Genomic DNA, 23,327 nt, shown 5'->3' on the forward strand with positions numbered 1-23,327 from the left:
ATGGTATCGGTGAAATGGCGAAAAAGCCTTTTTTTAATTTGTCCAACTACCAAACAAAGCGACTACTCATACATGCAGGGTTTCATTCTCAGAATGCATTAGCAGTGTTCAATGCTTCTCGTTTATTGTTAATTCTATTAGGCACTATTATTGCTATTGCTTTACTCAATATTTTTCCGAATATTTCTGGGATATGGACTATATATATATTTTGCTTATGTCTAGGTGGTGCTTTTATAACCCCATCAACGGTCTTACAATCGTTGGCTAATCGTCGTATGCGTCAATTACGGGTTGGTTTTCCAGATGCATTAGATCTACTTGTTGTTTGTTGTGAAGCGGGTCTAGGCTTGATGGCTGCAATGCAAAGGGTGGCCAGAGAACTTGCATTTAGCCATCCAAAATTAGCGAGTGAATTAGAGCTTGTTTGCAGTAAAACTAGAGCCGGACTGACTATTAAAGTTGCTCTTCAAGAGTTTACCGATAGAACGGGCCTTGAAGATATTAAAGGCCTTAACTCTGCTATTTCACAAAGTATGCGCCTAGGTACTGGTATAGCGGAGACGCTCAGAGTATTTTCAGATGAGTATCGTGATAAGCGCTTGCAAGCTGCTGAAGAGCAAGCTGCAAAGTTAGCGGTAAAGATGATCTTTCCAATGATGTGTTGTATTTGGCCTTCATTTTTTATTGTGGCTGTAGGACCTGCGGTGTTAAAAGTGATGAAAGTATGGGGTCAGGCTTTTTAAATAATTAATGGCTACAATCAGAGACCAAAAGGGATCCAAAATGCTGACTGTTAAACCTACTTTTAAAATTTCACGCAACTCTGTTTTAGCGATGTTATTTCTTATACTATTTTGTGGCTGTTCTTCAACCACTCCAGAAGAACCGTTAGCAATCAAAGCACCTGACAGACAAGATCTACTTGATGCCGGAGCCTTATCATCTATAACCTCTGATTTTGAAGCTCCAAAAACGGAAGAGGAAGCATTGAGTAAAGCTAGGAAGGAGGAGCAAGCTGGTAATTTGGAAAAAGCACTTTATGCGTATATTCAGGCTTTAGATTTTAATGCCAAAAATGCTAACACCTTTTATCATATAGGCCGGATCCATACGATGCGGGGAAATCCTGATATCGCTTTTAGAGCTTATAATGAAGCCCTTGTACTTGACCCTAATTTGGTGATGGTACATGCAGACCTTGGGGTCGTTAGCATGGATAAACGTCAATATAGAGAGGCGAGAATCCATTTAGAAAAAGCGATAGAGTTAGATCAAAAAAGGTTAGCGTCAATCAAGACCAGTCGTCTAATTGGGACATTGTATGTTCCAGATCGTGAATCACCAGCTCGAGTTTATAATGCGATTGCCATCCTTGATGATGTACAAGATGATCATGATAAAGCACGAGAATATTTCAGGCTTTTAATAGAACTTCAGCCACATTCAGCCATCTTGATATCAAACTTGGGATATTCTTATTACTTAACGGGGGATCTCACAACGGCTGAAAAATATTTACGACAAGCAATTCAAGAGGATCAAAATTTGGACCGTGCTTGGACCAATTTAGGATTAGTTTATGTTCGAAAGGGCTTGTATAAGCGAGCGCTAGCGACATTTGAACAAGCAATGGAACCAGCAGATGCACTAAATGATCTCGGCTATTTTTTAATGTTAGAAGGCAACTACGATAAAGCGATAGAGTTATTTGAAAGAGCTATCGATACTTCACCAAGCTATTTCGAACAAGCACAGAAAAACTTAAAAAGAGCGAGAGCTGAACTATCAGATGAGTTTAGTCACGCTACTAATTAGTCAAAATATCAATCCAACTTATTTGTTAAGGGGTTATTGGTTGTTATGCCAATGACCCATTATTAATGTGCACTTCGTTTAAATTTAAATCATTCAATCAATGACTAAACCTGCTCTAACTCTAGTTGCATTAACATCATATCTTCACCGTCTAAAACTTCAGTATGGGTACTTTGGCAATGGCTACAAACGATGTTTCTTTGGTCATGTATCGATTCGTTGTTACACGATAAACAGCTTATGACGAGTGGCTGTATATTCATTTCGAGGGTCGCTTCTGCGCATATACCTTCCAACTTAAACGTTTCAAAAGCAGTTTTTAGCAGGCTGGGTTCTACACCACTTAAGATCCCCAGTTTAATACTGACCCGAGTCACCTTATTAGCATCATTTTGCTGCGCAAACTTTTCACACTCTTCGATCAGTGCTGTGACTATAGAATATTCGTGCACTAACAGATCCTCGGTAGAAGTTCGCCCTGGGGGACGTCTAAAAATCGGCGACTACCCCATGGAGTATTCAATATCACTTTACCCGGTTTTATTTGATTTACATGGCCAATAAGCGCGGCTTGTTCGCAATGGCAGAATGTCTTCATTACTTCTAGTGTTGCCGCGACAGAGGTTTGAGGTACTGCGAGAATAAAGGTGCCTTCATTGGCTAAATCAAAAGGCTCAAAACCGTATAACTCACATAAGCCAGACACCTCACTGCTCACTGGTATCGCTGATTCGTTCACCTCTATACCAACATCTGACGCAGATGCCCACTCATTTAGCACTGCGGATAAACCACCACGCGTGGCATCTCTCATGGCATGGATCTCTATATTGGCGGCAATTAGCTGCTCCACAATTGGCCAAAGGCTAGCGCAATCGCTGGTGAGTTCCGATTCGAGTGCAAGGCCTTCGCGAGCCATTAAAATAGCGGCGCCATGACGACCTATATCTCTGGAGACGATAATGGCATCTCCGTCTTGTAGATTTTTAACCGAGATTTCATTATTAATAATTCGGCCAACACCTGAGGTATTGATAAAAAGGCCATCTGCACAGCCTCTCGGTACCACCTTAGTATCTCCACAAACAATACGGGCACCTGAACGTTTAAGCTCGTTCGCCATGCTGGTTACAATGACCTTAAGATCATCAATGGCAAAGCCCTCTTCGATGATAAAACTGCTGCTTAAAAATTGTGGTTCAGCCCCCATCATCGCTAAATCGTTAACGGTTCCTGCAATGGCAAGTTTGCCTATATCTCCACCCGCAAAAAAAAGGGGGGCAACGGTAAAGGAGTCAGTTGTAAAAGCCGTATATCCACTAAAATGCAGTCGAGCTGCATCTTCTTCACTTCTAAGGATAGGGTTGTCAAAGGCTTTGAAAAATATATCTTTAATCAGACGGTTCATCTCTTTACCGCCACCGCCATGACTTAGCTGAACGGTTTTATTGGCTTTTAAATGACTCATTCAGTAACTCCGTTATAACGAAAATGTGCATTACAAGCACCTTCAGAGCTGACCATACAACTGCCCAAAGGTGTTTCCGGGGTGCAACCACGGCCAAAAACTTTGCAATCTTTGGGTTTTGATAAACCACGTAAAATATCACCACACTGGCAAGCTTTATGATCGTCTATTTCAATATTTGGTAGTTGCTCTTTATATACCTGTTCAGCGTCTCGGTGACGATATTCATCGCGGAGCATTAGAGCTGAGTCAGCAATGGGACCAAGTCCGCGCCATCGAAAACTGGGTCTAATGATCATGTATTTGTTGATCAGTGCTTGAGCGGTTAGATTACCTTGTTCTGACACTGCACGGCTATATTGGTTTTCGAGCAATGCGATGGCTTTAACCTTTTGCTTAGCAATCATTAAGATCGATTCCATTACATCAACGGGCTCAAAACCGGATATAACCAATGGGGTATTATAGGTTTTAACTGCTGAGCGATATACCTTGGCGCCACTGATCACACTGACATGCGCTGGGCCGATAAAGGCGTTAACTTTAACATTTGGGTCTGCCATGACAGCATCGATCGCCGGTGGGACCAGTACATGGTTGATATGGAAAAGCAGGTTGGAAATATGACGTTTTTCTGCTTGCTCTAACAGCACTGCCGTCATTGGGGTTGAGGTTTCGAATCCAATAGCAAAGAAAATGACTGTTTTATCCGGATTGTCAGTGGCTATCGTAAGGCAGTCTAGTGGATCGTAAATGGGTCGAATATCGCAGCCGCTGGCTCTGAACTGAGCAAGGTTGCCGTTGGAACCGGGCACTCGAATCATGTCACCGAGTGTAATAAGAATAGTATCGGGTAAGCTTGCTAACGCCGCAGCATGGTCAATACGCTCTTTTGGCATAATACATACGGGGCAACCAGGTCCATGAATAAATTCAATATTGTCTGGCAACAATTGATTTAAACCGTATTTCATTATGGTGTGGGTATGTCCGCCACACACTTCCATAATATTAATTTGGCCCGGATATTTTGCCGCCGTGATGGCTATTTGTTTTGCCAGCGACTTAATCACCTCCGGATCTCTAAATCCTTGGTAGAGCTCGTTTAAAGAGAGCATTATGATACGTTCTCCTCTTGCTCTAGTTTCTCTACGATCTCTTGATATAACGCGAGGCTTTCGAGTGCGTCAGCCTTATCTATCTTATTCATGACAAAACCAATGTGAATAAGGACATAGTCACCCAGCGCCAGTGGTTCACTCATCAAATGGCTACTGACTTTACGTTTAACGCCCATGGTATCGACAGTGACAGATTCTTGCCCTGCATGTAATTCAACGACCTGCGATGGGATTGATAAACACATTAGGCGTTACCTCCCATATGCTTCGCTATCCAGTCGGCAACGTTGCGTAGTGATTGAGTGTCTTTAATCGAAACCTCAATAAGCTCAACATTGGGGTTAAGCTTTTTAAGTTGGGCTTTTGATTCTTCAATACTGAAATCAAAATGGGGTAGTAAGTCACACTTGGTGATTAAAACTACATCTGCACGACGGAACATTACCGGGTACTTTTCGATTTTATCATCGCCTTCTGGCACCGATAACAACACAATGTTTTTATGTGTGCCAACATCATAGCTAGCAGGGCAGACTAAGTTACCTACGTTTTCGATAAAGCAGATATCGAGTGGCTCCAGATCAATATGGTGCAATGCACTATGAACCATAAAGGCATCTAAATGGCATGCAGAGCCGGTTTGGATCTGGAAGGCTTCGATCCCTTTTGCTGTTAATCTATCGGCATCTCTCGATGTTTCAAGATCGCCTTCAATAACAGCATATTTCAAATCCATGTGCAGGTGTAAATGTTCAAGCAGTGTTGTTTTGCCACTGCCTGGGCTACTCATGATATTAAACGCAGTCACTGACTTGGCTTCAAAGTGTTCGCGGTTATGTTGTGCTTCTATGTCGTTTTTATCTAGAATCTTATGGATCAAAGACAAGGTTTTTTTGTCATTTAACTGCGGGTTAGTCGCTATGTTTTGATCTTTTTTTGAATGAGAATGGCTCGGGTTTAAAGAGTGATCATGACGGGTAATTGAACAGCCACAGTCTTGGCACATAGGTAACTCCGTATTATTAGTTATATCTCATTGTCGGCCATCTTTAATGGCGTAGCATTGATGTAAATCAGTTTTAGCGGCATCGAAAGGTGATACTGCTCATGTTTGTTAGAGGGTGTTATGGATAGCGTACCAAGCTTGGCCTAAGGCTATGCCTGCATCATTAATAGGTACCCGACCACTTGGTATTAGCTTATTACCTTGTATTTGAAGTGATTTTTCACAGTGCTCAGAAAGGTAGCGATTTTGAAACACCCCGCCAGTTAACACTATGGGGTACTGAGGATAGTGTTTCGCAACGTCACAGATGGCTTTCGCAAGAGTGTCCATAAATGCTTTCGCAATTAAGGCTGTTCTTGCCGGAGTTAACGGTTGGCTTATCACTGCATCAAGGATTTGTTTGATAAGCGCAGTTGAGTCCCATTGATTGTCAGTTGATAATGTCATGTCAAAAATAATGCTTTCTGAGTCACTATCGACCGCTTTATTACTTGCCAGAGATGCTGCATGAGTAATATCAATACTTTTGATTGATTGTATGCAAACGGCTTGGTTTGCGGCGGTTTCGAGCAGTATTCCGGCTTGCCCTTCGTATTGCGTTTTATCAATAAGGTTCAGTAACACTGCAACGACGTCGAACAAACGACCGATGGAGCTTGTGCTTTTAGCTGCAGGTGTTGTTTGCCATACCTTATTTAAATTGGACAAGGTAATAGTGGATAATTTTCCTATTGCAGGTATTGCAAAGTGATTTATCTGTTGCAGTGAATATTTTTCAAGCAATATAGACAAAAGCAACCTAACGGGTTGTTTAATGGCTTGTTCACCACCAATTAATTTGAAGGGTTTTAGATAAGCAATGCGGTGATAACAGTGCGCATCGGCGATCAATGCTTCGCCACCCCAGAGGGTGTTATCGGTACCAAGTCCAGTTCCATCAAAAGCAAACGCTAAGACTTGTTGTGTTGATTTGTTTTCAGCAAGCACACTTAATACGTGAGCATAATGGTGCTGGACTGCAGTTCTTTTTATGCCTGTTAATGATTCGCCCCAGCGGCTAGTAAAATAGTCAGGATGAAGATCATGTACTAGCCGCTCAGCTTTAAAACGATATAGCCTTGAGAATGTCTCTAGCGTGTCATGAAAATAGCTTTCAGCCTCTATAGAGACAAGATCGCCAATATGTGGACTTAAGAAAACATTATGCTCAAAGCCAAAGCAAACGGTATTCTTTTGCTGTGCACCTAAACCCAATGTGGGTGAGGTTATCCGCTTAGGACTGTAAATTGATAGTGGGGCATAGCCACGAGCGAGTCTAATAACTTGTAATCTATGGTTTATCACCTGTACGACACTGTCATCGCAGCCGTTTAAAATGGGACGGTTGTGGTCCAAGATGTAATCAACAACGTGGCCAAGCTTAAACGCTATATCTGCGCTATCGGTAATGATAGGTTCGCCGGATAGATTGGCACTCGTCATCACTAGCGGTAAGTCGACTTGTTGCAGCAATAAGTGATGCAAAGGAGTATAGGGCAAAAATACTCCTAGCCTATCGATATCAGGGGCCACCAACTTACTTATCGTTAAGGTTGGCTGGAGCTTTTTTCTCATTACAACAATAGGCCGTTCATTACTTGCTAAAGTGAGCCACTCGGTTTCATTTCCTTCAACAAGCTGCTTAGCAACCCAAATATCTTTAACCATTATCGCTAATGGTTTGGCTGGTCTGTGCTTACGCGCCCGTAACGCCTCTAGGCTGTGTTGATTGCTTGCATCACAAACTAGATGAAATCCGCCTAATCCCTTTATGGCAACGATATTTCCCGCTTTAAGCGCTGCAACGGTTTGCTCTAGAGCATCTTTGTGGCCGTTGTGATGGCTTAAGTCTGGTTTTTTAAAGGTCAGTAGGGGACCGCAATCTGGGCAACTTACAGGCTGTGCATGATAACGTCTGTTTAACGGATTTTGGTACTCGCTTTCGCAGGCTGAGCACATGTCAAAATGTGCCATAGAGGTATTTTTACGATCGTAAGGTAAGGTATTGATAATCGAATATCTTGGCCCACAATTAGTGCAATTGGTGAACGGGTATCTAAAATAGCGACTCTGTGGATTTGTAATATCGGCAATACAATCATCACAGCTACATTTATCCGGCGATACTGCAACGACGGCATTAGTCGTATGCTTGCTATGGATAATACAAAATGGCTCTGTAACTTCAACAGGCGGTAGAACAGTCATTGAGATATTATCGATTCGGGCGAGTGGCGGTGGCGATTGGATGAGTAATGTTTTAAATTGATCGATCACATCTTCACTGGCCTGAGCCTCAATCGTAACGCCTTCACTATTATTAAGGACACTGCCAGTCAATTTTAGTTCATGGGCTAATCGGTAGACGAAAGGCCGAAACCCGACACCCTGTACGATGCCGGTGATCTTAATAAGTACCCGTTTAATAGACTGGGTCATTAATGTCTACGCTGTTTTAAAAACAGTGATCCTACTGCGATATTTACACCCTCTAAATCCATCTGTTGATTGGGGTTAAGGGTAAAGTTTTTACCTAAGCGCAATGAGATCCTTTTTCCCAACAACTCATTATTAAAAGAACTGCCTGCTAATGCGACCGATTTAATACAGATGTTTTGATCTAAATGCTCAATCCAGTTACAGATGAAATCGGCGAGCGAATCGTGCATGCCAAACGCGAGCTTTTCAATATTGCCATCTTCTGCCAACCTAAAACTGATAATGCTACCCAGTGTTTTGCACCAGTTTAGACTGCGAAATGCTTCGCCTCGTGTGAGAGGAAAGTCGACTCTTGGTGCATTGCTGCCTTTGTGTCGCATAGCACTGGCGATAACAAAATCACTTAGCTGGACTTTGTTTAACGTTATATTTTCATTTGTTGTGGCGGCGCCGAGTAAAACGGCCGCTATCGCCCACAAAGACTGAATATTGTTTGTCGGTGCCGTCAGTTTTAACTCGAGTAATGCTAAATAGTCTTCTGGGTGTTGCTGTTTAAATTTATCAAACAAGTTCTTTTGCGGTGACGAATCGATTTGATGGACGATGTCATAGCCATTATCAGGTAACGTTGGAAACTCAAAAAACAGTTCTAATTTTTGTTTAGAATCCATGGTTACAATACGACTTTTATTGGTATCGCTTAAGTAGAGTACAGCGCAGTTTTTTGCCTTTTTCACCCCCAGATTGGCTGCATGTAGTGCACAAGTTGCTGCTTCATGCAGTTCTTGAATCGATGCGAGCTCTATATCTGTAGACTGCGGAGAAGTTAGCGTACTCACTTCAATATGATCTTTCACCCAGTGCACGTCATATTGTCCAAGATGTACATCATCATGTAGTGGGGTCTTATCTGAGTGATAAGTTTTATGGCCTGTTTCTTTAAGAGGAACCCATAGCGCGTTAACTAAAGCGAGCTGTGGGTTATCGGTGCGACTAATATAGATCCAATCCACACCACGCTGACGTAACAGTTCGCAAATAACTAATAATAATCTCGAATTAGCGAAACAAAGAGAGTAAAGCGGGTCTGTTAGCCTGGGGTGGTTATCAATTGCTCTGCTACAAATCAGTGGTTTTTCGATGCTTGATAATGCGAGAACTTGCTGCTCTGTGACCACAAAGTGTGCATTGAGATTATTGGGGTTGCAGATCACTAGTTTTTGCCGCTCACTGTTCCCGATTGCATTATTGGGCTTATAGCTAAGCTGTACTATCTGTTTGCCATCAACGACTGGTAGATCAACATAGCCTTTAGTTTCAAGGTTATCAACCAGCACCTTGACTGCCTTTAGATCGATAGCCTTATGTTGTTCGTTAACGCGCTTTTCTGCTTGGCAACAAGGACAAACATAGTCCAGTTGGCCAAAATACCCGGCTTGATTATCACCAAATTGTGGCTGACAGTGCTGGCAGTACTCTTGTAACAGTGGTGTATGCTGCAACAGTTTATGATTACCTATGGGAGCTTCAATAAGCGAGATATTGGGCTTTATCAGCCATGATGAGATCAAAAAATCTTCTGCTATGGCATCAGCAAGTTGTTCTAATTCTGATTGTTCACCTTTAGCTTCAATAAAATAGCGGTTGCCCGTTTGCCCGATCGTGACATCGTATTGGTCGTTTAATAAGTATTGATTGCAGAGGTGGCCATAAAAGGGCACCTCGCGCTGACAGTCAAATTCAAATCTAATATTCTTCATCTGATATTAGGCCCCGTTTGTATGAGTCTGGGATAAGAGCGTTGATATCGATGTTTGCCCGTCGGGTGTGTGAAAAGCCCAATTGTTCAAGGTGATTCATTAAGGTGCGCTCCATTAAAGGCACCGCGGCTTGAATTTGCGGCGTTAAGCCGAGAGTCATAGGTTCAAGCACGGTGGGAGTCACACCAAGAACAAAGGTTTTTGGCCTGTCGCCGACCATTTCCATCATAATCAAGGTTTGCAGCATCTCAACTTCGTGAGCACTGCCTTGCCAATCAATTTCAGCGGGAGCGTTATCGAAGTCGAAGAAATAAACCTCCCCGGGTTCGACGCCATTGGCGTTAACGGTATCAACCACCAGTAAATAGTCATATTGGCATAACGTGGGAATAAGTCCCTGAGCGAGAGTGCCACCATCAATGAGATCAAGTTGATGTTCTGGATGGTGGAAAAGGTAATTTTCTTGGATATAATTGACGAAATGTACGCCGATACCTTCATCGGCGTACAGGACATTGCCAATACCAAGTAGCAATATCTTCATGTTTTCCTTTTATTTCTTTTTATGATAATCATAACCAGAGACAATAGAGTCCACTGAATTGTGCTTAAAGCGGATCCCAGTCCAAACAGCCATATAGACGTGGATAACGACAAAAATAATAAAGACCCAAGTAAAGTAATGGTGCCATATTCTGACCGGTGCTAATCCCCCCATCATCATGGTGATCCAACTAGCCACTCCACCAAGCATTCCTCCCAGTCCTTGATGATATACATTGGCATATAACACTAGGCCCGTAACGCAGATCAGCAAGGCAACTAATGAAATTGCAAGGTAAGTCACAAATTGCAGTGGCCCGTAGACTCCGGCTTTGTCTAAATGTCCCATCCAAAGGTAAGACTTTAGCTGGGTGATCCAACTTTTAGGGCTTAATACATCTTTAAATGAACGTCTTTCGTTATCACTTTTACCAAAAAAGAACAGATAGGCTCTCACCAATGTAATGGAAACCAGAAGGAAACCAAAAACTTGGTGGGCGGCGCGAATATAGCCTTGTACCAACACATCCGAACTTTCTGGTGCGACCAAAAATGGCCAGGAAATGTAGAATCCTGTAATGATAAGGATCAGAATGGCTAATGCTCTTAACCAATGAAATATCCTTATCGCCGCACCAAAAACAAGTTGTCTTTGGTAGGGTGCTGATTGAATTTTCATGCTTACCCCCTTTACTAAAACCCGTTGGGATTGACTTTAAACGCACCTAAATCAGTACCCTTGAAATCCATAACGTGCACTGCACAAGCCATACAAGGGTCCAATGAGTGGATAATACGGATGACCTCTAATGGCTTGGTTGGGTCTTCAAGTTTTAACCCAATCAAAGATGCCTCATAAGGTCCCATGTTACCGTTCACATCCACAGGTCCAGCATTCCATGTGGTTGGCACCACAGCTTGATAATTCTCAACTTTGCCTCCCTTTATTCGGATCCAATGACTTAGCATGCCGCGTGGCGCTTCAATCATAGAGTGACCGACGTATTCTTTATTCGGATCAATTTCAGGCTTAGTATAAGTAGACTCATCGGACTGCATGTTAGTGAGTAAAGCATCAAAGGTTTTCAGGCTTTCTTCAGCAACAATCACCGTCTGCAGCATACGACCAGCAGTGCGGCCTAGGGTGGTAAATAGCGCCTCAATCGGCAGACCCGTTTCGCTGAGTAATCCATTTACAGCGTCAACCACCACTTGATTGCCGCGAGCATAGTTCACCAACAAGCAGGCGAGTGGGCCAACTTCAACTGGCTCACCTTGGTAACGAGGTGATTTAACCCAGCTGTATTTACCATCACCATTAACGGTAGGCAGCTTGCCGTAAACCGTGTCTCTTTCTACAAAACCTGTGTAATTTGGTACGGTAGTACCATCGTAAGGGTGCTGTGGTCCATCGGCTTTGTACCAGGCATGGGTAACATCTTCTTTGATTAAATCAGGGTTTAAATCGCTCACTCCTGCTAGATCACCATTCATGATCACGCCTTGGTTGAACATGTACTGCCCGTCACCCAATAAGAAGTCATCTGTGGCTAAGAAGTTCTTTACGTTGACGCCACCGAGTACGCTTGGCTCACTACCAAACGCTTCTGCTGCCATCACTATGTCTGCTTTATATGCGCGAATAATAAAATCATTTACGATGGCGTGTTTTTGTTTCCACTCTTGTAGACGTGCCGGGCTTAACATGTCACGAACTGACGTTACGCCACCAACAACAATGGACTGTGGATGGGGTGATTTACCACCAAATATGGCTAGCATCTCTGCCGCAACACGCTGTACTTCAAGTGCTTTGAGGTAATGAGATAGCGCAATAAGATTTTGCTCAGGGGTAAACTTGTAAGTACCGTTGCCCCAATATGCGTTAGCGAATGGGCCCAGCTTACCGGTCTCTACTAAGCCTTTTACTCGCTCTTGCACTGCTCTTAAGTCACCTTCACCGGCATTAATTGGCTTATCAGTGTACTTGAGCGCAACTTGAGCGGCTAAAGCTGGATCTGCACTTAAAGCTGATACGACATCAACCCAGTCCAAACCGTGAAGATGGTAGAAATGCACAATGTGATCATGCATATAAAGTGAAGCCTGCATCAAGCTACGTAGATATTTAGCATTTAACGGAATTTTCACGCCTAACGCATTCTCTACGGCTTCTGTACCACAGCGGTAGTGGGAATAGGTACACACACCACAAATACGCTGTACGATTAAGCCAACGTCCATTGGCGTGCGACCTTTTAGAATCACTTCGATACCGCGCCAAAGCGTAGAAGATGACCATGCTTTTTGAATAACATTATTCTCATCAACCTCAACCTCAATCCGCAAGTGACCTTCAATTCGAGTGATAGGATCGATTACTACACGTTTACTCATGATTCTTCCTCTTCAGATTTGGCAAAGACACTGGCGACGGCATGTGCACCAATACCGACAGCTGTGGCGCCTAATATGACGGCACCTATCGTATCTGTCGTGGCGTCTAAGCCGTGTAGTAACTGTCTACCCAATGGTTTTTCAAAGTCAGCCATCTCATCCCAAAAATTGGGCTCTGAGCAGCCCATACATCCATGGCCTGCTAATACTGGCCAGCTGGTATGGTGGTTAAATCGCTCAGTTGGGCAGTTGTTGTAGGTGTAGGGACCTTTACAGCCGACTTTATATAAGCAGTAACCGTCTTTGGCCCCTTGATCGCCAAACTCTTCTACGAATTCACCGGCATCGAAACGCCCACGTCGTTCGCAGTTGTCATGTACACGCGCGCCATAAGCCCATTTAGGACGGTTAAACATATCTAACGCAGGAAGTTTGCCGAACATAATGAAATACATCAGCGTGCCGACAATGTTTTTCTCACTTGGGGGACAGCCGCCGAGGTTGATAACAGGCTTATCAACTACCTCATAAACGCCTTTAGCGCCGGTTGGGTTTGGTGATGCAGCTTGTACGCCACCGAATGCTGCACATGTACCCACAGATATTATTGCTGCAGCGCCTGCTGCTGCCTCTTTGACAATATGCAGTCCAGTATGGCCTTTACAACCAACAGTAAGGTAAGCACCGTTATTCGCGGTGGGTACAGCACCTTCAACAGCAAGTAAATAGTTGCCTTTATAGGCTTCTAATGCGTGCTCTAAGTTCTCTTCAGCCTGCCAACCAGCGGCGGCCATCAATGTTTCATGGTACTCAAGAGAAACATGGTCAAAAATTAGCGCATCAAGATTAGGGGTATCGGTGCGAATAAGGGATTCTGAACAACCTGTGCATTCAGCCAAATGTAACCAGATCAGCGGCACGCGGTTTGCCAGTTCTGCAGCTTCAGCAACCAAGGTGCTAAACGGCAAGGGAAGGGCCAGCATGGCAGCAACAGATGCGGTCCATTTCATAAAATCACGGCGGCTAATGCCATTTTGCAACATCTTTTCTTGGAGCGTTTCACCGTGACGAGGTTGTAATTGGCGCAGCTGCTCCATTCGCGTCACACCTTGCTGATAAAGGGCTTCGTGTGTATCCATGGTTATACCTATTATTATGGGTAAGGAATTTGCTCTACGAAGACAGTCTATGCCTCAAAAAGCCCCCTAATATTGATGTGCGTCAAGCTTTATAAGGGTTTGGCGGGCTAGGTAAAATGTAAGGTTTACTCCCTTGAGCTAGATCATTTATTTATTGGGGTAAAGGACAATTTGTCTACGCTGTAAAATAAGTGTGACTCGCATCACCTTTTGTTATCATTCTTTAGTTAAGTGATTGTTAATTAAACCAATGGTGATAAACGTCTGATTTATATTGTTTTGAGGCTGAGCTTAGCGGTTCTGATCTTAATGGCGTTAATGCAGTGTTACAGTAATACCGTCATATTGAAGGGAGCTATTACGGCTGAAATAATATTTTTGGCGTTTGTTTGTGGAATGGTACTGTAATCTAAATGGATTGCACTGGTGCTCGGTCCTTTACTTGCGATGTACCTTGTGGCGCTAATGCACAATGATATCCAAGGTGAGATTGTCACCGTTGGTGATTATAAGTTGTTTAAGTTTTGGCTGAGTATGTAGGGGCTGCTTTGGCCTGATTAAGTTTATATATCCACAAAGAGGTTGATGGCCAGCAGTCGATGACACGCAAAGCGGGCGAGTATTAGTATAAACGTTAGAATTAAAGTTAATACAGCCTAGACGCCTATATATCAATGAGATAAAGAAGTTAGGTTGTGTGTCAGTGTGATGATTTAATTGACTTGGCGACAGATACAAAAAAGCCTCTAATTTAGTTAGAGGCTTTTTTAGTTAAGCAATTTAAATCTACACTAAGAATTAGTTAACACTAATCGTTAGAAGCTAGCTGATTTAGGTGCTCTTGGAAATGGGATCACGTCACGGATGTTAGCCACGCCAGTAACATAAGAGACTAGGCGTTCAAAACCTAATCCGAAACCTGCGTGTGGCACAGTGCCATAACGACGTAGGTCACGATACCACCAATAATCTTCTTGGCTTAGTTCCATCCCTGCAAGACGTGCATCAAGAACGTCTAAACGCTCTTCACGTTGAGCGCCACCGATGATCTCACCAATACCCGGTGCTAATACATCCATCGCTGCCACTGTTTTACCATCGTCGTTCAATCGCATATAGAATGCTTTGATATCTTTAGGGTAGTTTTTAACAACAACAGGGGCTTTGAAGTGTTCTTCGGCTAGATAGCGTTCATGCTCTGAATGCAGATCGATTCCCCATTCAACGTCGTACTCAAACTTCTTACCAGACGCTTTAAGAATTTCGATAGCATCGGTGTAATCAATTTGAGCAAAGTCACTGGTGACGAATGCTTCTAAACGCTCGATAGCGGTTTTTTCAACACGTTGTGCAAAGAACTCAAGATCATCTCTGCGCTCTGCTAGTACCGCTCTAAAGCAGTACTTCAACATATCTTCAGCAAGTTTTGCGACATCGTCTAGATCGGCAAAAGCAACTTCAGGCTCAACCATCCAAAATTCAGCAAGGTGACGACTGGTATTTGAATTTTCAGCACGGAATGTAGGACCAAAGGTATAAACCTTAGATAGCGCGCACGCGTATGTCTCTGCGTTCAACTGACCCGATACGGTTAAGAAAGATTCTTTACCGAAAAAGTCTTCGCTGTAATCGACGGCGCCTTTATCGTCACGGGGTAGGTTTTCGAGATCCAAAGTTGAAACTCGGAACATCTCACCAGCACCTTCAGCGTCAGAGGCGGTAATTAAGGGAGTAGAAACCCAAATATAACCTTGTTCGTGATAAAAACGGTGAATCGCTTGCGATAAACAGTTACGCACACGTGCCACGGCACCAATGATATTGGTACGCGGACGTAAATGCGCTAGCTCACGTAGATGTTCAATAGAGTGGCGTTTAGCTGCCATCGGATAAGTGTCTGGATCTTCTACCCAGCCAGCAACCTCAACGTGGGTCACTTGCATTTCGAAGGCTTGGCCCTTACCCGGTGATTCAACAACTTCACCGGTCATAATGACAGAACAACCCGCAGTAAGCTTTAACACTTCGTTGTCGTAATTCTCTAAATTATTCGGTACTACGCCCTGAATAGGGTCGAAACATGAACCGTCATAAATAGCGAGGAATGAGATCCCAGCTTTAGAATCGCGGCGGGATCTAACCCAGCCACGTACTGTGATTTGCGAACCAATCGCAAAGTCACCTTTAAATACAGAAGCGACAGATGTAATGCTCATTGTTGCTTAGCTCTCCAACGAAACGTTTTAAATAAAAATTTGGACGTTTATATTACCTTGATACACGCTTTTCTCAAGTGGAAAGTAAGGTAAGTTGGTCAGGATCTTGTTATTGTTTCAAAAAGATGGCGAAAACTACGGATAGTATCGATGAAAAGGCTCAGGTTTTTCCAATATTTGCTGACAACCTTGTCTGTCGTGGGTTGGTCATTAGCGGTTTATGCATTGATTTTGTTTGATGGTGCAAGACCTGATACCGCTGTGGGGTATCTTAAAAGTAAGGGCGTTGAAATTCAGTTTGAATGGGATCCCGTACAAACGGTGTTACTAGCCGATATCGTTTGGTGGTGCGCATTCGTGAGTTTTATTAACTTAGGCTTCAATTATTATATTGCCAAGCACAGTCGTCTTGGCTGGTGGGTGAATATTCCTTTGCTATTTTTATGCTCATTATCGGCAGGGCTCTATATTCGCTTTGTGGTGTAACTCAGTGTGCAATCAAAACACTTTCTCATACCCATCACATTAAATTTCAGCCAATACATAAACGGTTAAGTGTGTTAATCAAAGATGCATTGATGGGTTAAGGGCGAGTGTCTTGCCAATTACAGGCATTAATAAGCAGAGTGTTTAGGTGTTTCCCGTAGAAGACAAAGCCGCGAACGTTGAGTTTACCCATTTAGATAGGATAACGAATAACCTAGAGTGGATGCATCGGGTATAACGAATTCGGATAGGGGTTAAGGTTAAGTATCGGTGTGGGAGATAAGCCTGCACAGTTGATCAATCATCGCTGCCGTGGCGCCCCATATAAAATAGGATTTGTAAGGGATAAAGTGAACTGGGTATTTAATCCCATTGCGGCTAAAGTACTGCGTGTGTCTATTATCATTATTCAATAGAAATGACAGCGGAATGGTAAATAGCTCATCGACCTCACCAGGATCAATAATGGGCGTAAATGGCTGTTTTACAATGCTTACCACCGGTGTTATATCAAAACCAGTAAATGTTTTATGGTCGTGCAATAAGCCAATGACATCAACATTGTCAATAAACAGTCCGATCTCCTCTTCTGCCTCACGTAAAGCAGTAGCTTCTAAACTCGTATCAAACTTTTCTACTTTGCCACCAGGAAAACTGATCTGTCCAGGATGTGCTCGCAGATGGGTAGGTCGCCGGGTAAGAATAAGCTCGAGTTCACCGTGATTAAAACTCAGAGCAATGAGCACGGCAGCCTTACGAAAAGGTTTAGTGAGTTCAAACTGATGAGAAGCCGGTAAATGATGTGACTGCGGCAAAGAGTGGAGATTAAATTTGAGTCTAAACTCCACTAAATCCATATCATTAAGCCTCTTGATTAATCCGCGATAGCACCGGCAGGATCTTACTCACCTTATCGAAACTTTCTTGATATTCAGCATCCACTTTAGAGTCTGCAACTATGCCGCCTCCCGCCCAACAATACAGAATGTTATCCTGTTTGGGACTAATATCCCTACTTTGCTGTTGCGCGACTAAAGTTCGAATGGTGATACTGGTGTCCATATTTCCATTTTGGCTAATATAACCAATAGATCCACAGTAAAGACTTCTTCGTGATGGTTCAAGTTCTTCAATGATCGCCATTGCGCGTATTTTAGGGGCGCCCGTAATAGAGCCTCCAGGAAAGCAGGATTTCAAAAGGTCACTAGCGTCTAAAGTTGGTTTTAATGTCGCAGTTACCGTACTCACAAGATGATGCACTGCCGGAAAACTTTCTATGTCAAATAGCTTAGGCACATTAACGGAGCCAGCAGTGGCAACTTTACCAATATCATTCCTGAGTAAATCAACAATCATTAAGTTTTCAGCGCGATCTTTTTCAGATGTGGCTAACAGCGAAGCCATTTGCTTATCTATCCGCGGATCGCTATCTCTTGGCATCGTGCCTTTTATCGGCTTAGTTTGGATTTGGTCAGCTTGCAAGGAAACAAAGCGTTCGGGCGATATCGATAACACAGCATGCTGAGGCAATCTAATAAACGCGGAGAAGGGCGCGGCATTACTTTGTCTAAGTGCTAAATACGCTTGCCATTCATCACCTTCATATTGGGTGCTAAATCGTTGTGTCAGGTTTATTTGATAACAATCGCCATTATGAAGGTACTGCTGTATTTGCTTAAACTTGTCACTATAAGCTGTAGCATCAATTTGATTTTGCCAATCCCGGGTTAATCTAAAAGGCGTTTTACTCACAGATGTAAAATCGACCGTTTTACCTACGCGTGGTTCTGATGCGATAAGATTTGCCTGAGCAAGTAAGCCATCCAGTGCGGTTTTTGTTGCCTCTAATGCGAGTTGGCTTTGATAATGCACTAGAGTCCACTGCCGTTGTTCATAGTTAAACACCAGCGCCCAATCATAGAAGCCGACATTCATCACCGGCAGTGAGATATCATCTAAGGCTATAGTGGGGATTTTCTCGATCTTACGGGCTAAGTCATAACTAAAACTGCCCATGGCGCCCCCAGAAAAGGGTAACAAGCTGTTTTTATGAATGGGAAATAGTTCAGACAAGGTGGTTTTTAACAGGCTAAAAGGCTCGCCTTCGTGTTGTTCAATGTAATGCGATGATGATAATTGATCGTTTGCAAGCGCAAATAAAGGTGCTCTATTTGCTGATTTTGTTATTTGGGTAGAGCTTTTGCTGCTGACCAATGTCGCAATGGGGCTGGCGCAGATCACATCGAACTTCGCGTCAACGTGATCAGCGTCAGCTGAATCGAGTAAAATGGCCCAAGGTGAATCTGAAAACAGGCCGAAAAGTGTTTCTGTGGTTAAATTCCAATCAAGACGCATCGAAAATACGGATTTAGGCGCCAATTTGTTCATCTATTAACCCTATCTAAAATGTGATGTTTAACTCAAAGTCGCGAAAGAGTATCATATTGCTCACACAAGTTATAAAAACAAAACACACATGCCGCTAAGGCAGCTGGAGCGTACATCCCGGTCTATTCATGGGATGTATCAGTCAATAGAATAAGTGTCTGTTAAAAAGGAAGTGTCTGTGAGCAAAATAGTCCCTGTAATCAAGCAAGCCGATTTAATCGAAAGCGTTGCTGATGCCCTGCAATATATCTCCTATTATCACCCAAAAGATTTCGTTGACTCAATGGCCGATGCCTATGAGCGTGAAGAAAGCGCTGCCGCAAAAGATGCGATAGCGCAAATCTTGATAAATTCGCGCATGTCAGCTGAAGGTAAACGTCCTCTTTGCCAAGATACCGGTATCGTGACCAGTTTCGTTAAAATCGGCATGGCGGTTCAGTGGGATAAAACCGATATGACGGTTCAAGAAATGGTCGATGAAGGTGTACGCCGAGCCTACACTAATCCTGATAACCCTCTTAGAGCTTCTATTGTCGCAGATCCTGCTGGTGGCCGTAAGAACACCAAAGACAATACCCCGTCAGTCGTGCACGTTGAAATGGTGCAGGGCAATCATGTTGACGTAGCAATTGCAGCGAAGGGTGGTGGTTCTGAAAACAAATCTAAGATGGTGATGCTTAATCCATCAGATGACATTGCAGCATGGGTAGAAAAAACACTGCCGACGATGGGTGCGGGTTGGTGTCCTCCAGGAATGCTCGGGATCGGTATTGGTGGAACGGCCGAGAAAGCAGCGGTTATGGCGAAAGAATCGCTAATGGACCCGGTCGATATTCATGAGTTACAAGCACGCGGCGCAAAAACGACTGAAGAAAAGCTTCGATTAGATATTTTTGACCGAGCCAATAAACTGGGTATTGGTGCTCAAGGGCTTGGTGGCGTGACAACGGTGTTGGATATAAAAATTAAATCATCACCTACCCACGCAGCCTCTAAGCCTGTGGTTATGATCCCTAATTGCGCTGCAACACGTCATGTGCATTTCCATCTAGATGGCAGCGGGCCGGCAGAACTCACGCCTCCGTCACTTGAAGACTGGCCTAAGATCACTTGGGAAGTCGGTGAGAGTGTACGTCGGGTTAATCTTGATACGATTACACAAGCTGAGATGCAAGAGTGGAAAAGCGGCGATACCGTTTTGTTAAGCGGTAAAATGCTCACCGGACGCGATGCGGCACATAAGCGTATTCAAAGTTTGATTGAAAGCGGAGAAGGCTTACCTGAAGGCGTGGACTTTAAAGGTAAGTTTATCTATTACGTCGGTCCTGTTGATCCCGTTCGAGACGAAGTGGTTGGCCCTGCAGGTCCTACGACGGCGACTCGTATGGATAAGTTCACCGATCTTATGTTAGATAAAACCGGCCTGATGGGCATGATAGGTAAAGCTGAGCGTGGCCCTGCGACAGTTGAATCCATTAAGCAGCATAAGTCATGTTATTTAATGGCTGTAGGCGGCGCGGCATATTTAGTGTCAAAAGCCATTAAAAAGTCGAGAGTGGTGGCATTTGCCGATTTAGGCATGGAAGCTATTTACGAATTTGACGTAAAAGATATGCCCGTTACCGTGGCGGTTGATTCTAATGGCGTGAATGCTCACGAGACAGGACCTGCTATCTGGAAAGTGAAGCTAAACGGGTAGTGACACAGCGGCATGACTCAATAGTCGCTATCACATTAACGGAAAGTTAACGGCGCTATTGATATAGTGTCTGCTCTGAATGGCTTAAACGTATTGCTTAAGCCATTTATTTTGGATAGTGTCTGTATCGCTCCAGGGATTATTTTGTCGCCCATCGTGGTAACACACCTTTAAACATAACAATAAGACTAAAACGATGAAAAAAACTGCAATCATTATGGCGTTAGCATCTGCTGGCGCTGTTTTTAGCGTACAAGCTGCAACACCCACGCCTTTCACCGTCCAACAGTTAGTTAAAATCAATAAGCTCCATTCGGCTGTATTATCCAATGATGGCACCAAAGTGGTCTATGCTGTCAAAAATGTTGATGCTAATGGAAAGGGCAGTTCAGACCTTTATATCCAAGATTTAGACTCAAGCACTGCTAATGTGAAACAAATTACCCAGTTTGCCGGTACAGAGCACAGTGTTGCCTTTGGCCCAAACGACAAGAGCATCTATTTTCTTGCTGCTCGCAATGGCTCAACTCAGCTATATCAACTAGCACTCGATGGTGGCGAAGCTAAACAAGTTTCTGATTTCCCACTCGACGTTGAAGGTTTTAAGCTTTCAAATGACGGCACTCAAGCCGTGGTTAACATGCGTGTTTTCCCAGACTGTAAAGACCTCAACTGCTCAAAAGAGAAGTTTGATGCCGAAGCTGTGCGTACCTCAACAGGTCGAGAGTATAAGCAGTTAATGGTTCGCCACTGGGATACCTGGAATGACCATTCAAGAAGCCACTTATTTGTCGCTAAGCTAAATGGTAAGACGGTCACTACGGCTGTTGATGTTACCGTAGGCTTAGATACTGAAACGCCCCCAAAGCCTTTCTCTGGTATGGAAGAAGTGACGTTCACGCCCGATGGCAAGTACGTTGTTTATAGCGCTAAAGCGCCGAGTAAAGATCAAGCTTGGACGACAAACTACGATTTATGGCAAGTCAGTGTTGATGGCGGTGATGTTAAAAATTTAACTGAAGCGAATAAAGCGTGGGACGCTCACCCCACTTATTCTGCAGATGGACGTTATTTAGCTTATTTAGCGATGTCGAAACCCGGTTTTGAGGCTGATCGTTATCGCATCATGCTGCGTGACACTGTCACTGGCCAAGAAAAAGAGGTTGCGCCGCTGTGGGATCGTAGCCCAAGCTCATTGGCATTTGGTAAAGACAACAAAACGCTTTACGTCACCGCTCAAGATATTGGGCAAGTCTCTATCTTCGAAGTTAATACCCAGTTTGGTGATGTTAAAACCATCTATAACGAAGGCAGTAACAGTGTCGTTGGGATCAATGCGGACAAGATTATATTCAGCAATAAGTCACTGGTTGAACCTGGCGATCTTTATTCAATTAATCTAGATGGTCAAAACCTAAACCGCTTAACTGAGATAAACAAGGATAAGCTGGCTGAAATAAAATTTGGTGAATATCAGCAGTTTAGCTTTAAAGGTTGGAATAACGAAGAGGTTTATGGTTACTGGATAAAACCAAGTAACTATAAAGCGGGCGAGCAATACCCGATTGCCTTTTTGGTTCACGGTGGACCACAAGGTTCATTCGGTAACTCTTTTAGCAGTCGCTGGAATGCACAGCTATGGGCCGGTGCTGGTTATGGCGTAGTGATGATTGATTTCCACGGTTCAACTGGCTATGGCCAAGCATTTACCGATTCAATTACTCAAGATTGGGGCGGTAAGCCGCTTGAAGATCTACAAAAAGGCCTCGCGGCGGTGACGCAGCAGCAAAAATGGCTTGATGGCGACCGTGCTTGTGCACTGGGTGGTTCATACGGCGGCTACATGATGAACTGGATCGAGGGTAACTGGAGCGATGGTTTTAAATGCCTCGTTAACCACGCGGGTCTATTCGACATGCGCTCTATGTATTACGTCACTGAGGAGCTATGGTTCCCTGAGTATGAATTTGGCGGCACCTATGCCGACAGCAAAGACCTTTACGAAAAGTTCAACCCAGTTAACTACGTCGATAACTGGAAGACACCGATGTTAGTTATTCATGGTGAGAAAGATTTCCGTGTTCCTTACGGTCAAGGACTTGCTGCCTACACATTTATGCAGCGTAAAGGGATCCCATCTGAGCTATTGGTTTACCCAGATGAAAACCACTGGATTTTAAACCCTGATAACTTAGAGCAATGGTACGACAATGTTCTAGGCTGGATGGACCGCTGGACCGAGAAGTAAATACGATGATGAAAAGCCAGAACATATGTTCTGGTTTTTTTTGCTTTCTTGAGCTCACTTTTTCCAAACAGCATTTAACAATGGAATGATATGACAACATTAGCCAATACTCCTAAACCACCGTATTACTGTGTGGTGTTCACTTCAGTTTTATCTGCCGATACTGAAGGCTACCATGCCATGGGGGCGCGCATGGTTGAATTAGCACTAAACCAACCGGGATTTTTAGGGATTGAAGCAGCACGAGAAGAGCTCGGCATTACGGTCTCCTATTGGCAAACGCTCGATGCCATTAAGGCGTGGAAACAAAATGCTGAACACCTGCAAGCACAGGCAATGGGGAAAGAGAAGTGGTATAGCCGTTTTGCACTGAGGATCGCAAAGGTGGAACGTGACTACTTAATCTAAAAAGATTTTGGTATTAATAAATTAACAAAGGCGGCTTAAGAAAAGTTGATTTGATCTTCCTGTTAGAGTCAAAAAAGCAATGATAATTTCTATCAGTGTAAAGCCTATTTTCATAAGTCCAATGGGTGATATAAAAATACTCATAACGACGA

20 protein-coding genes are annotated in these 23,327 nt (G+C 43.6%); 6 read left to right on the forward strand and 14 right to left on the reverse strand.

Going from position 1 to position 23,327, the window contains the following annotated elements; translation table 11 throughout:
• Together CXF82_RS01495 and CXF82_RS01500 are read left to right on the forward strand one after the other, a co-directional pair.
• Positions 1 to 746 (forward strand): type II secretion system F family protein (locus CXF82_RS01495; protein ID WP_102043559.1); only part of this gene is annotated, 746 nt, incomplete at its 5' end.
• A 40-nt stretch (positions 747 to 786) separates the two neighbouring features.
• Positions 787 to 1,818 (forward strand): tetratricopeptide repeat protein, encoded by a 1,032-nt coding sequence (locus tag CXF82_RS01500; RefSeq protein WP_102043560.1) that lies wholly within the window; start codon positions 787 to 789, stop codon positions 1,816 to 1,818.
• A 104-nt stretch (positions 1,819 to 1,922) separates the two neighbouring features.
• On the opposite strand, the gene hypA is transcribed toward CXF82_RS01500, so the two are convergent.
• From hypA to asnS, 12 genes are all read right to left on the reverse strand, one after another.
• Positions 1,923 to 2,270, reverse strand: a complete 348-nt coding sequence (gene hypA, locus CXF82_RS01505; RefSeq protein ID WP_101089087.1) for a hydrogenase maturation nickel metallochaperone HypA — start codon at positions 2,268 to 2,270, stop codon at positions 1,923 to 1,925.
• Positions 2,270 to 3,286, reverse strand: a complete 1,017-nt coding sequence (gene hypE, locus CXF82_RS01510; protein WP_102043561.1) for a hydrogenase expression/formation protein HypE — start codon at positions 3,284 to 3,286, stop codon at positions 2,270 to 2,272. The genes hypA and hypE overlap by 1 nt, the downstream gene beginning before the upstream one ends.
• On the reverse strand, positions 3,283 to 4,404 hold the full coding sequence (gene hypD, locus CXF82_RS01515) for a hydrogenase formation protein HypD (protein WP_102043562.1): 1,122 nt from the start codon (positions 4,402 to 4,404) through the stop codon (positions 3,283 to 3,285). Before hypD ends, hypE begins: the two co-directional genes overlap by 4 nt.
• Entirely contained in the window at positions 4,404 to 4,652 is a 249-nt protein-coding gene (locus CXF82_RS01520; protein ID WP_101089090.1) for a HypC/HybG/HupF family hydrogenase formation chaperone, read from the reverse strand. The genes hypD and CXF82_RS01520 overlap by 1 nt, the downstream gene beginning before the upstream one ends.
• A complete protein-coding gene (gene hypB / locus CXF82_RS01525; RefSeq protein WP_102039466.1) occupies positions 4,652 to 5,413 on the reverse strand; it encodes a hydrogenase nickel incorporation protein HypB in 762 nt (253 codons plus the stop codon). Before hypB ends, CXF82_RS01520 begins: the two co-directional genes overlap by 1 nt.
• Before the next feature lie 108 nt (positions 5,414 to 5,521).
• On the reverse strand, positions 5,522 to 7,891 hold the full coding sequence (gene hypF / locus CXF82_RS01530) for a carbamoyltransferase HypF (RefSeq protein ID WP_102043563.1): 2,370 nt from the start codon (positions 7,889 to 7,891) through the stop codon (positions 5,522 to 5,524).
• Positions 7,891 to 9,651 carry a Kae1-like domain-containing protein gene (locus CXF82_RS01535; RefSeq protein WP_101089093.1) on the reverse strand — a complete coding sequence of 587 codons (1,761 nt, stop codon included), beginning with the start codon at positions 9,649 to 9,651 and terminating at the stop codon, positions 7,891 to 7,893. The genes hypF and CXF82_RS01535 overlap by 1 nt, the downstream gene beginning before the upstream one ends.
• Positions 9,638 to 10,195: a HyaD/HybD family hydrogenase maturation endopeptidase gene (locus CXF82_RS01540; protein WP_101089094.1), complete on the reverse strand. Its 558-nt coding sequence runs from the start codon at positions 10,193 to 10,195 to the stop codon at positions 9,638 to 9,640. The genes CXF82_RS01535 and CXF82_RS01540 overlap by 14 nt, the downstream gene beginning before the upstream one ends.
• Before the next feature lie 9 nt (positions 10,196 to 10,204).
• On the reverse strand, positions 10,205 to 10,873 hold the full coding sequence (gene cybH / locus CXF82_RS01545; RefSeq protein ID WP_101089095.1) for a Ni/Fe-hydrogenase, b-type cytochrome subunit: 669 nt from the start codon (positions 10,871 to 10,873) through the stop codon (positions 10,205 to 10,207).
• A 14-nt stretch (positions 10,874 to 10,887) separates the two neighbouring features.
• Complete coding sequence (hyaB, locus tag CXF82_RS01550; protein ID WP_102043564.1) at positions 10,888 to 12,591, reverse strand: nickel-dependent hydrogenase large subunit; 1,704 nt, start codon at positions 12,589 to 12,591, stop codon at positions 10,888 to 10,890.
• Entirely contained in the window at positions 12,588 to 13,730 is a 1,143-nt protein-coding gene (hyaA, locus tag CXF82_RS01555; protein WP_101089097.1) for a nickel-dependent hydrogenase small subunit, read from the reverse strand. The genes hyaB and hyaA overlap by 4 nt, the downstream gene beginning before the upstream one ends.
• 815 nt (positions 13,731 to 14,545) lie before the next feature.
• Positions 14,546 to 15,946 carry an asparagine--tRNA ligase gene (gene asnS / locus CXF82_RS01560; RefSeq protein WP_101089098.1) on the reverse strand — a complete coding sequence of 467 codons (1,401 nt, stop codon included), beginning with the start codon at positions 15,944 to 15,946 and terminating at the stop codon, positions 14,546 to 14,548.
• A 150-nt stretch (positions 15,947 to 16,096) separates the two neighbouring features.
• Here asnS and CXF82_RS01565 point away from each other — a divergent pair, with 150 nt between their 5' ends.
• Positions 16,097 to 16,432, forward strand: a complete 336-nt coding sequence (locus CXF82_RS01565; RefSeq protein ID WP_101089099.1) for a hypothetical protein — start codon at positions 16,097 to 16,099, stop codon at positions 16,430 to 16,432.
• Positions 16,433 to 16,692: 260 nt separating this feature from the next.
• Here the strand turns inward: CXF82_RS01565 and CXF82_RS01570 are convergent, their stop codons facing one another.
• Positions 16,693 to 17,289: a CoA pyrophosphatase gene (locus CXF82_RS01570; protein WP_101089100.1), complete on the reverse strand. Its 597-nt coding sequence runs from the start codon at positions 17,287 to 17,289 to the stop codon at positions 16,693 to 16,695.
• A gap of 4 nt (positions 17,290 to 17,293) precedes the next feature.
• Complete coding sequence (gene pabB / locus CXF82_RS01575) at positions 17,294 to 18,820, reverse strand: aminodeoxychorismate synthase component I (RefSeq protein ID WP_102043565.1); 1,527 nt, start codon at positions 18,818 to 18,820, stop codon at positions 17,294 to 17,296.
• 178 nt (positions 18,821 to 18,998) lie between these two features.
• Here pabB and CXF82_RS01580 point away from each other — a divergent pair, with 178 nt between their 5' ends.
• The 3 genes from CXF82_RS01580 (at position 18,999) to CXF82_RS01590 (ending at position 23,175) form a co-directional block, all read left to right on the forward strand.
• Positions 18,999 to 20,519 (forward strand): fumarate hydratase, encoded by a 1,521-nt coding sequence (locus tag CXF82_RS01580; RefSeq protein WP_102043566.1) that lies wholly within the window; start codon positions 18,999 to 19,001, stop codon positions 20,517 to 20,519.
• Between the two features lie 196 nt (positions 20,520 to 20,715).
• A complete protein-coding gene (locus CXF82_RS01585) occupies positions 20,716 to 22,767 on the forward strand; it encodes a dipeptidyl-peptidase 5 (RefSeq protein WP_102043567.1) in 2,052 nt (683 codons plus the stop codon).
• 90 nt (positions 22,768 to 22,857) lie between these two features.
• Positions 22,858 to 23,175: an antibiotic biosynthesis monooxygenase family protein gene (locus tag CXF82_RS01590; RefSeq protein ID WP_101089104.1), complete on the forward strand. Its 318-nt coding sequence runs from the start codon at positions 22,858 to 22,860 to the stop codon at positions 23,173 to 23,175.
• Positions 23,176 to 23,327 lie beyond the last annotated feature (152 nt).

The organism is Shewanella sp. GutDb-MelDb, from assembly GCF_002836075.1.
GTDB lineage: Bacteria > Pseudomonadota > Gammaproteobacteria > Enterobacterales > Shewanellaceae > Shewanella.

Excerpts from the sequence above, each read along its gene's own strand:
- hypD (WP_102043562.1), bottom strand. The coding sequence starts at position 4,404 with ATGCTCTCTTTAAACGAGCTCTACCAAGGATTTAGAGATCCGGAGGTG.
- hyaA (WP_101089097.1), bottom strand. The coding sequence starts at position 13,730 with ATGGATACACACGAAGCCCTTTATCAGCAAGGTGTGACGCGAATGGAG.
- CXF82_RS01535 (WP_101089093.1), bottom strand. The coding sequence starts at position 9,651 with ATGAAGAATATTAGATTTGAATTTGACTGTCAGCGCGAGGTGCCCTTT.
- hypF (WP_102043563.1), bottom strand. The coding sequence starts at position 7,891 with ATGACCCAGTCTATTAAACGGGTACTTATTAAGATCACCGGCATCGTA.
- CXF82_RS01585 (WP_102043567.1), top strand. The coding sequence starts at position 20,716 with ATGAAAAAAACTGCAATCATTATGGCGTTAGCATCTGCTGGCGCTGTT.
- CXF82_RS01590 (WP_101089104.1), top strand. The coding sequence starts at position 22,858 with ATGACAACATTAGCCAATACTCCTAAACCACCGTATTACTGTGTGGTG.
- asnS (WP_101089098.1), bottom strand. The coding sequence starts at position 15,946 with ATGAGCATTACATCTGTCGCTTCTGTATTTAAAGGTGACTTTGCGATT.
- CXF82_RS01565 (WP_101089099.1), top strand. The coding sequence starts at position 16,097 with ATGAAAAGGCTCAGGTTTTTCCAATATTTGCTGACAACCTTGTCTGTC.
- pabB (WP_102043565.1), bottom strand. The coding sequence starts at position 18,820 with ATGAACAAATTGGCGCCTAAATCCGTATTTTCGATGCGTCTTGATTGG.
- CXF82_RS01500 (WP_102043560.1), top strand. The coding sequence starts at position 787 with ATGCTGACTGTTAAACCTACTTTTAAAATTTCACGCAACTCTGTTTTA.
- hypB (WP_102039466.1), bottom strand. The coding sequence starts at position 5,413 with ATGTGCCAAGACTGTGGCTGTTCAATTACCCGTCATGATCACTCTTTA.
- CXF82_RS01520 (WP_101089090.1), bottom strand. The coding sequence starts at position 4,652 with ATGTGTTTATCAATCCCATCGCAGGTCGTTGAATTACATGCAGGGCAA.
- cybH (WP_101089095.1), bottom strand. The coding sequence starts at position 10,873 with ATGAAAATTCAATCAGCACCCTACCAAAGACAACTTGTTTTTGGTGCG.
- CXF82_RS01570 (WP_101089100.1), bottom strand. The coding sequence starts at position 17,289 with ATGGATTTAGTGGAGTTTAGACTCAAATTTAATCTCCACTCTTTGCCG.
- CXF82_RS01540 (WP_101089094.1), bottom strand. The coding sequence starts at position 10,195 with ATGAAGATATTGCTACTTGGTATTGGCAATGTCCTGTACGCCGATGAA.
- hyaB (WP_102043564.1), bottom strand. The coding sequence starts at position 12,591 with ATGAGTAAACGTGTAGTAATCGATCCTATCACTCGAATTGAAGGTCAC.
- hypE (WP_102043561.1), bottom strand. The coding sequence starts at position 3,286 with ATGAGTCATTTAAAAGCCAATAAAACCGTTCAGCTAAGTCATGGCGGT.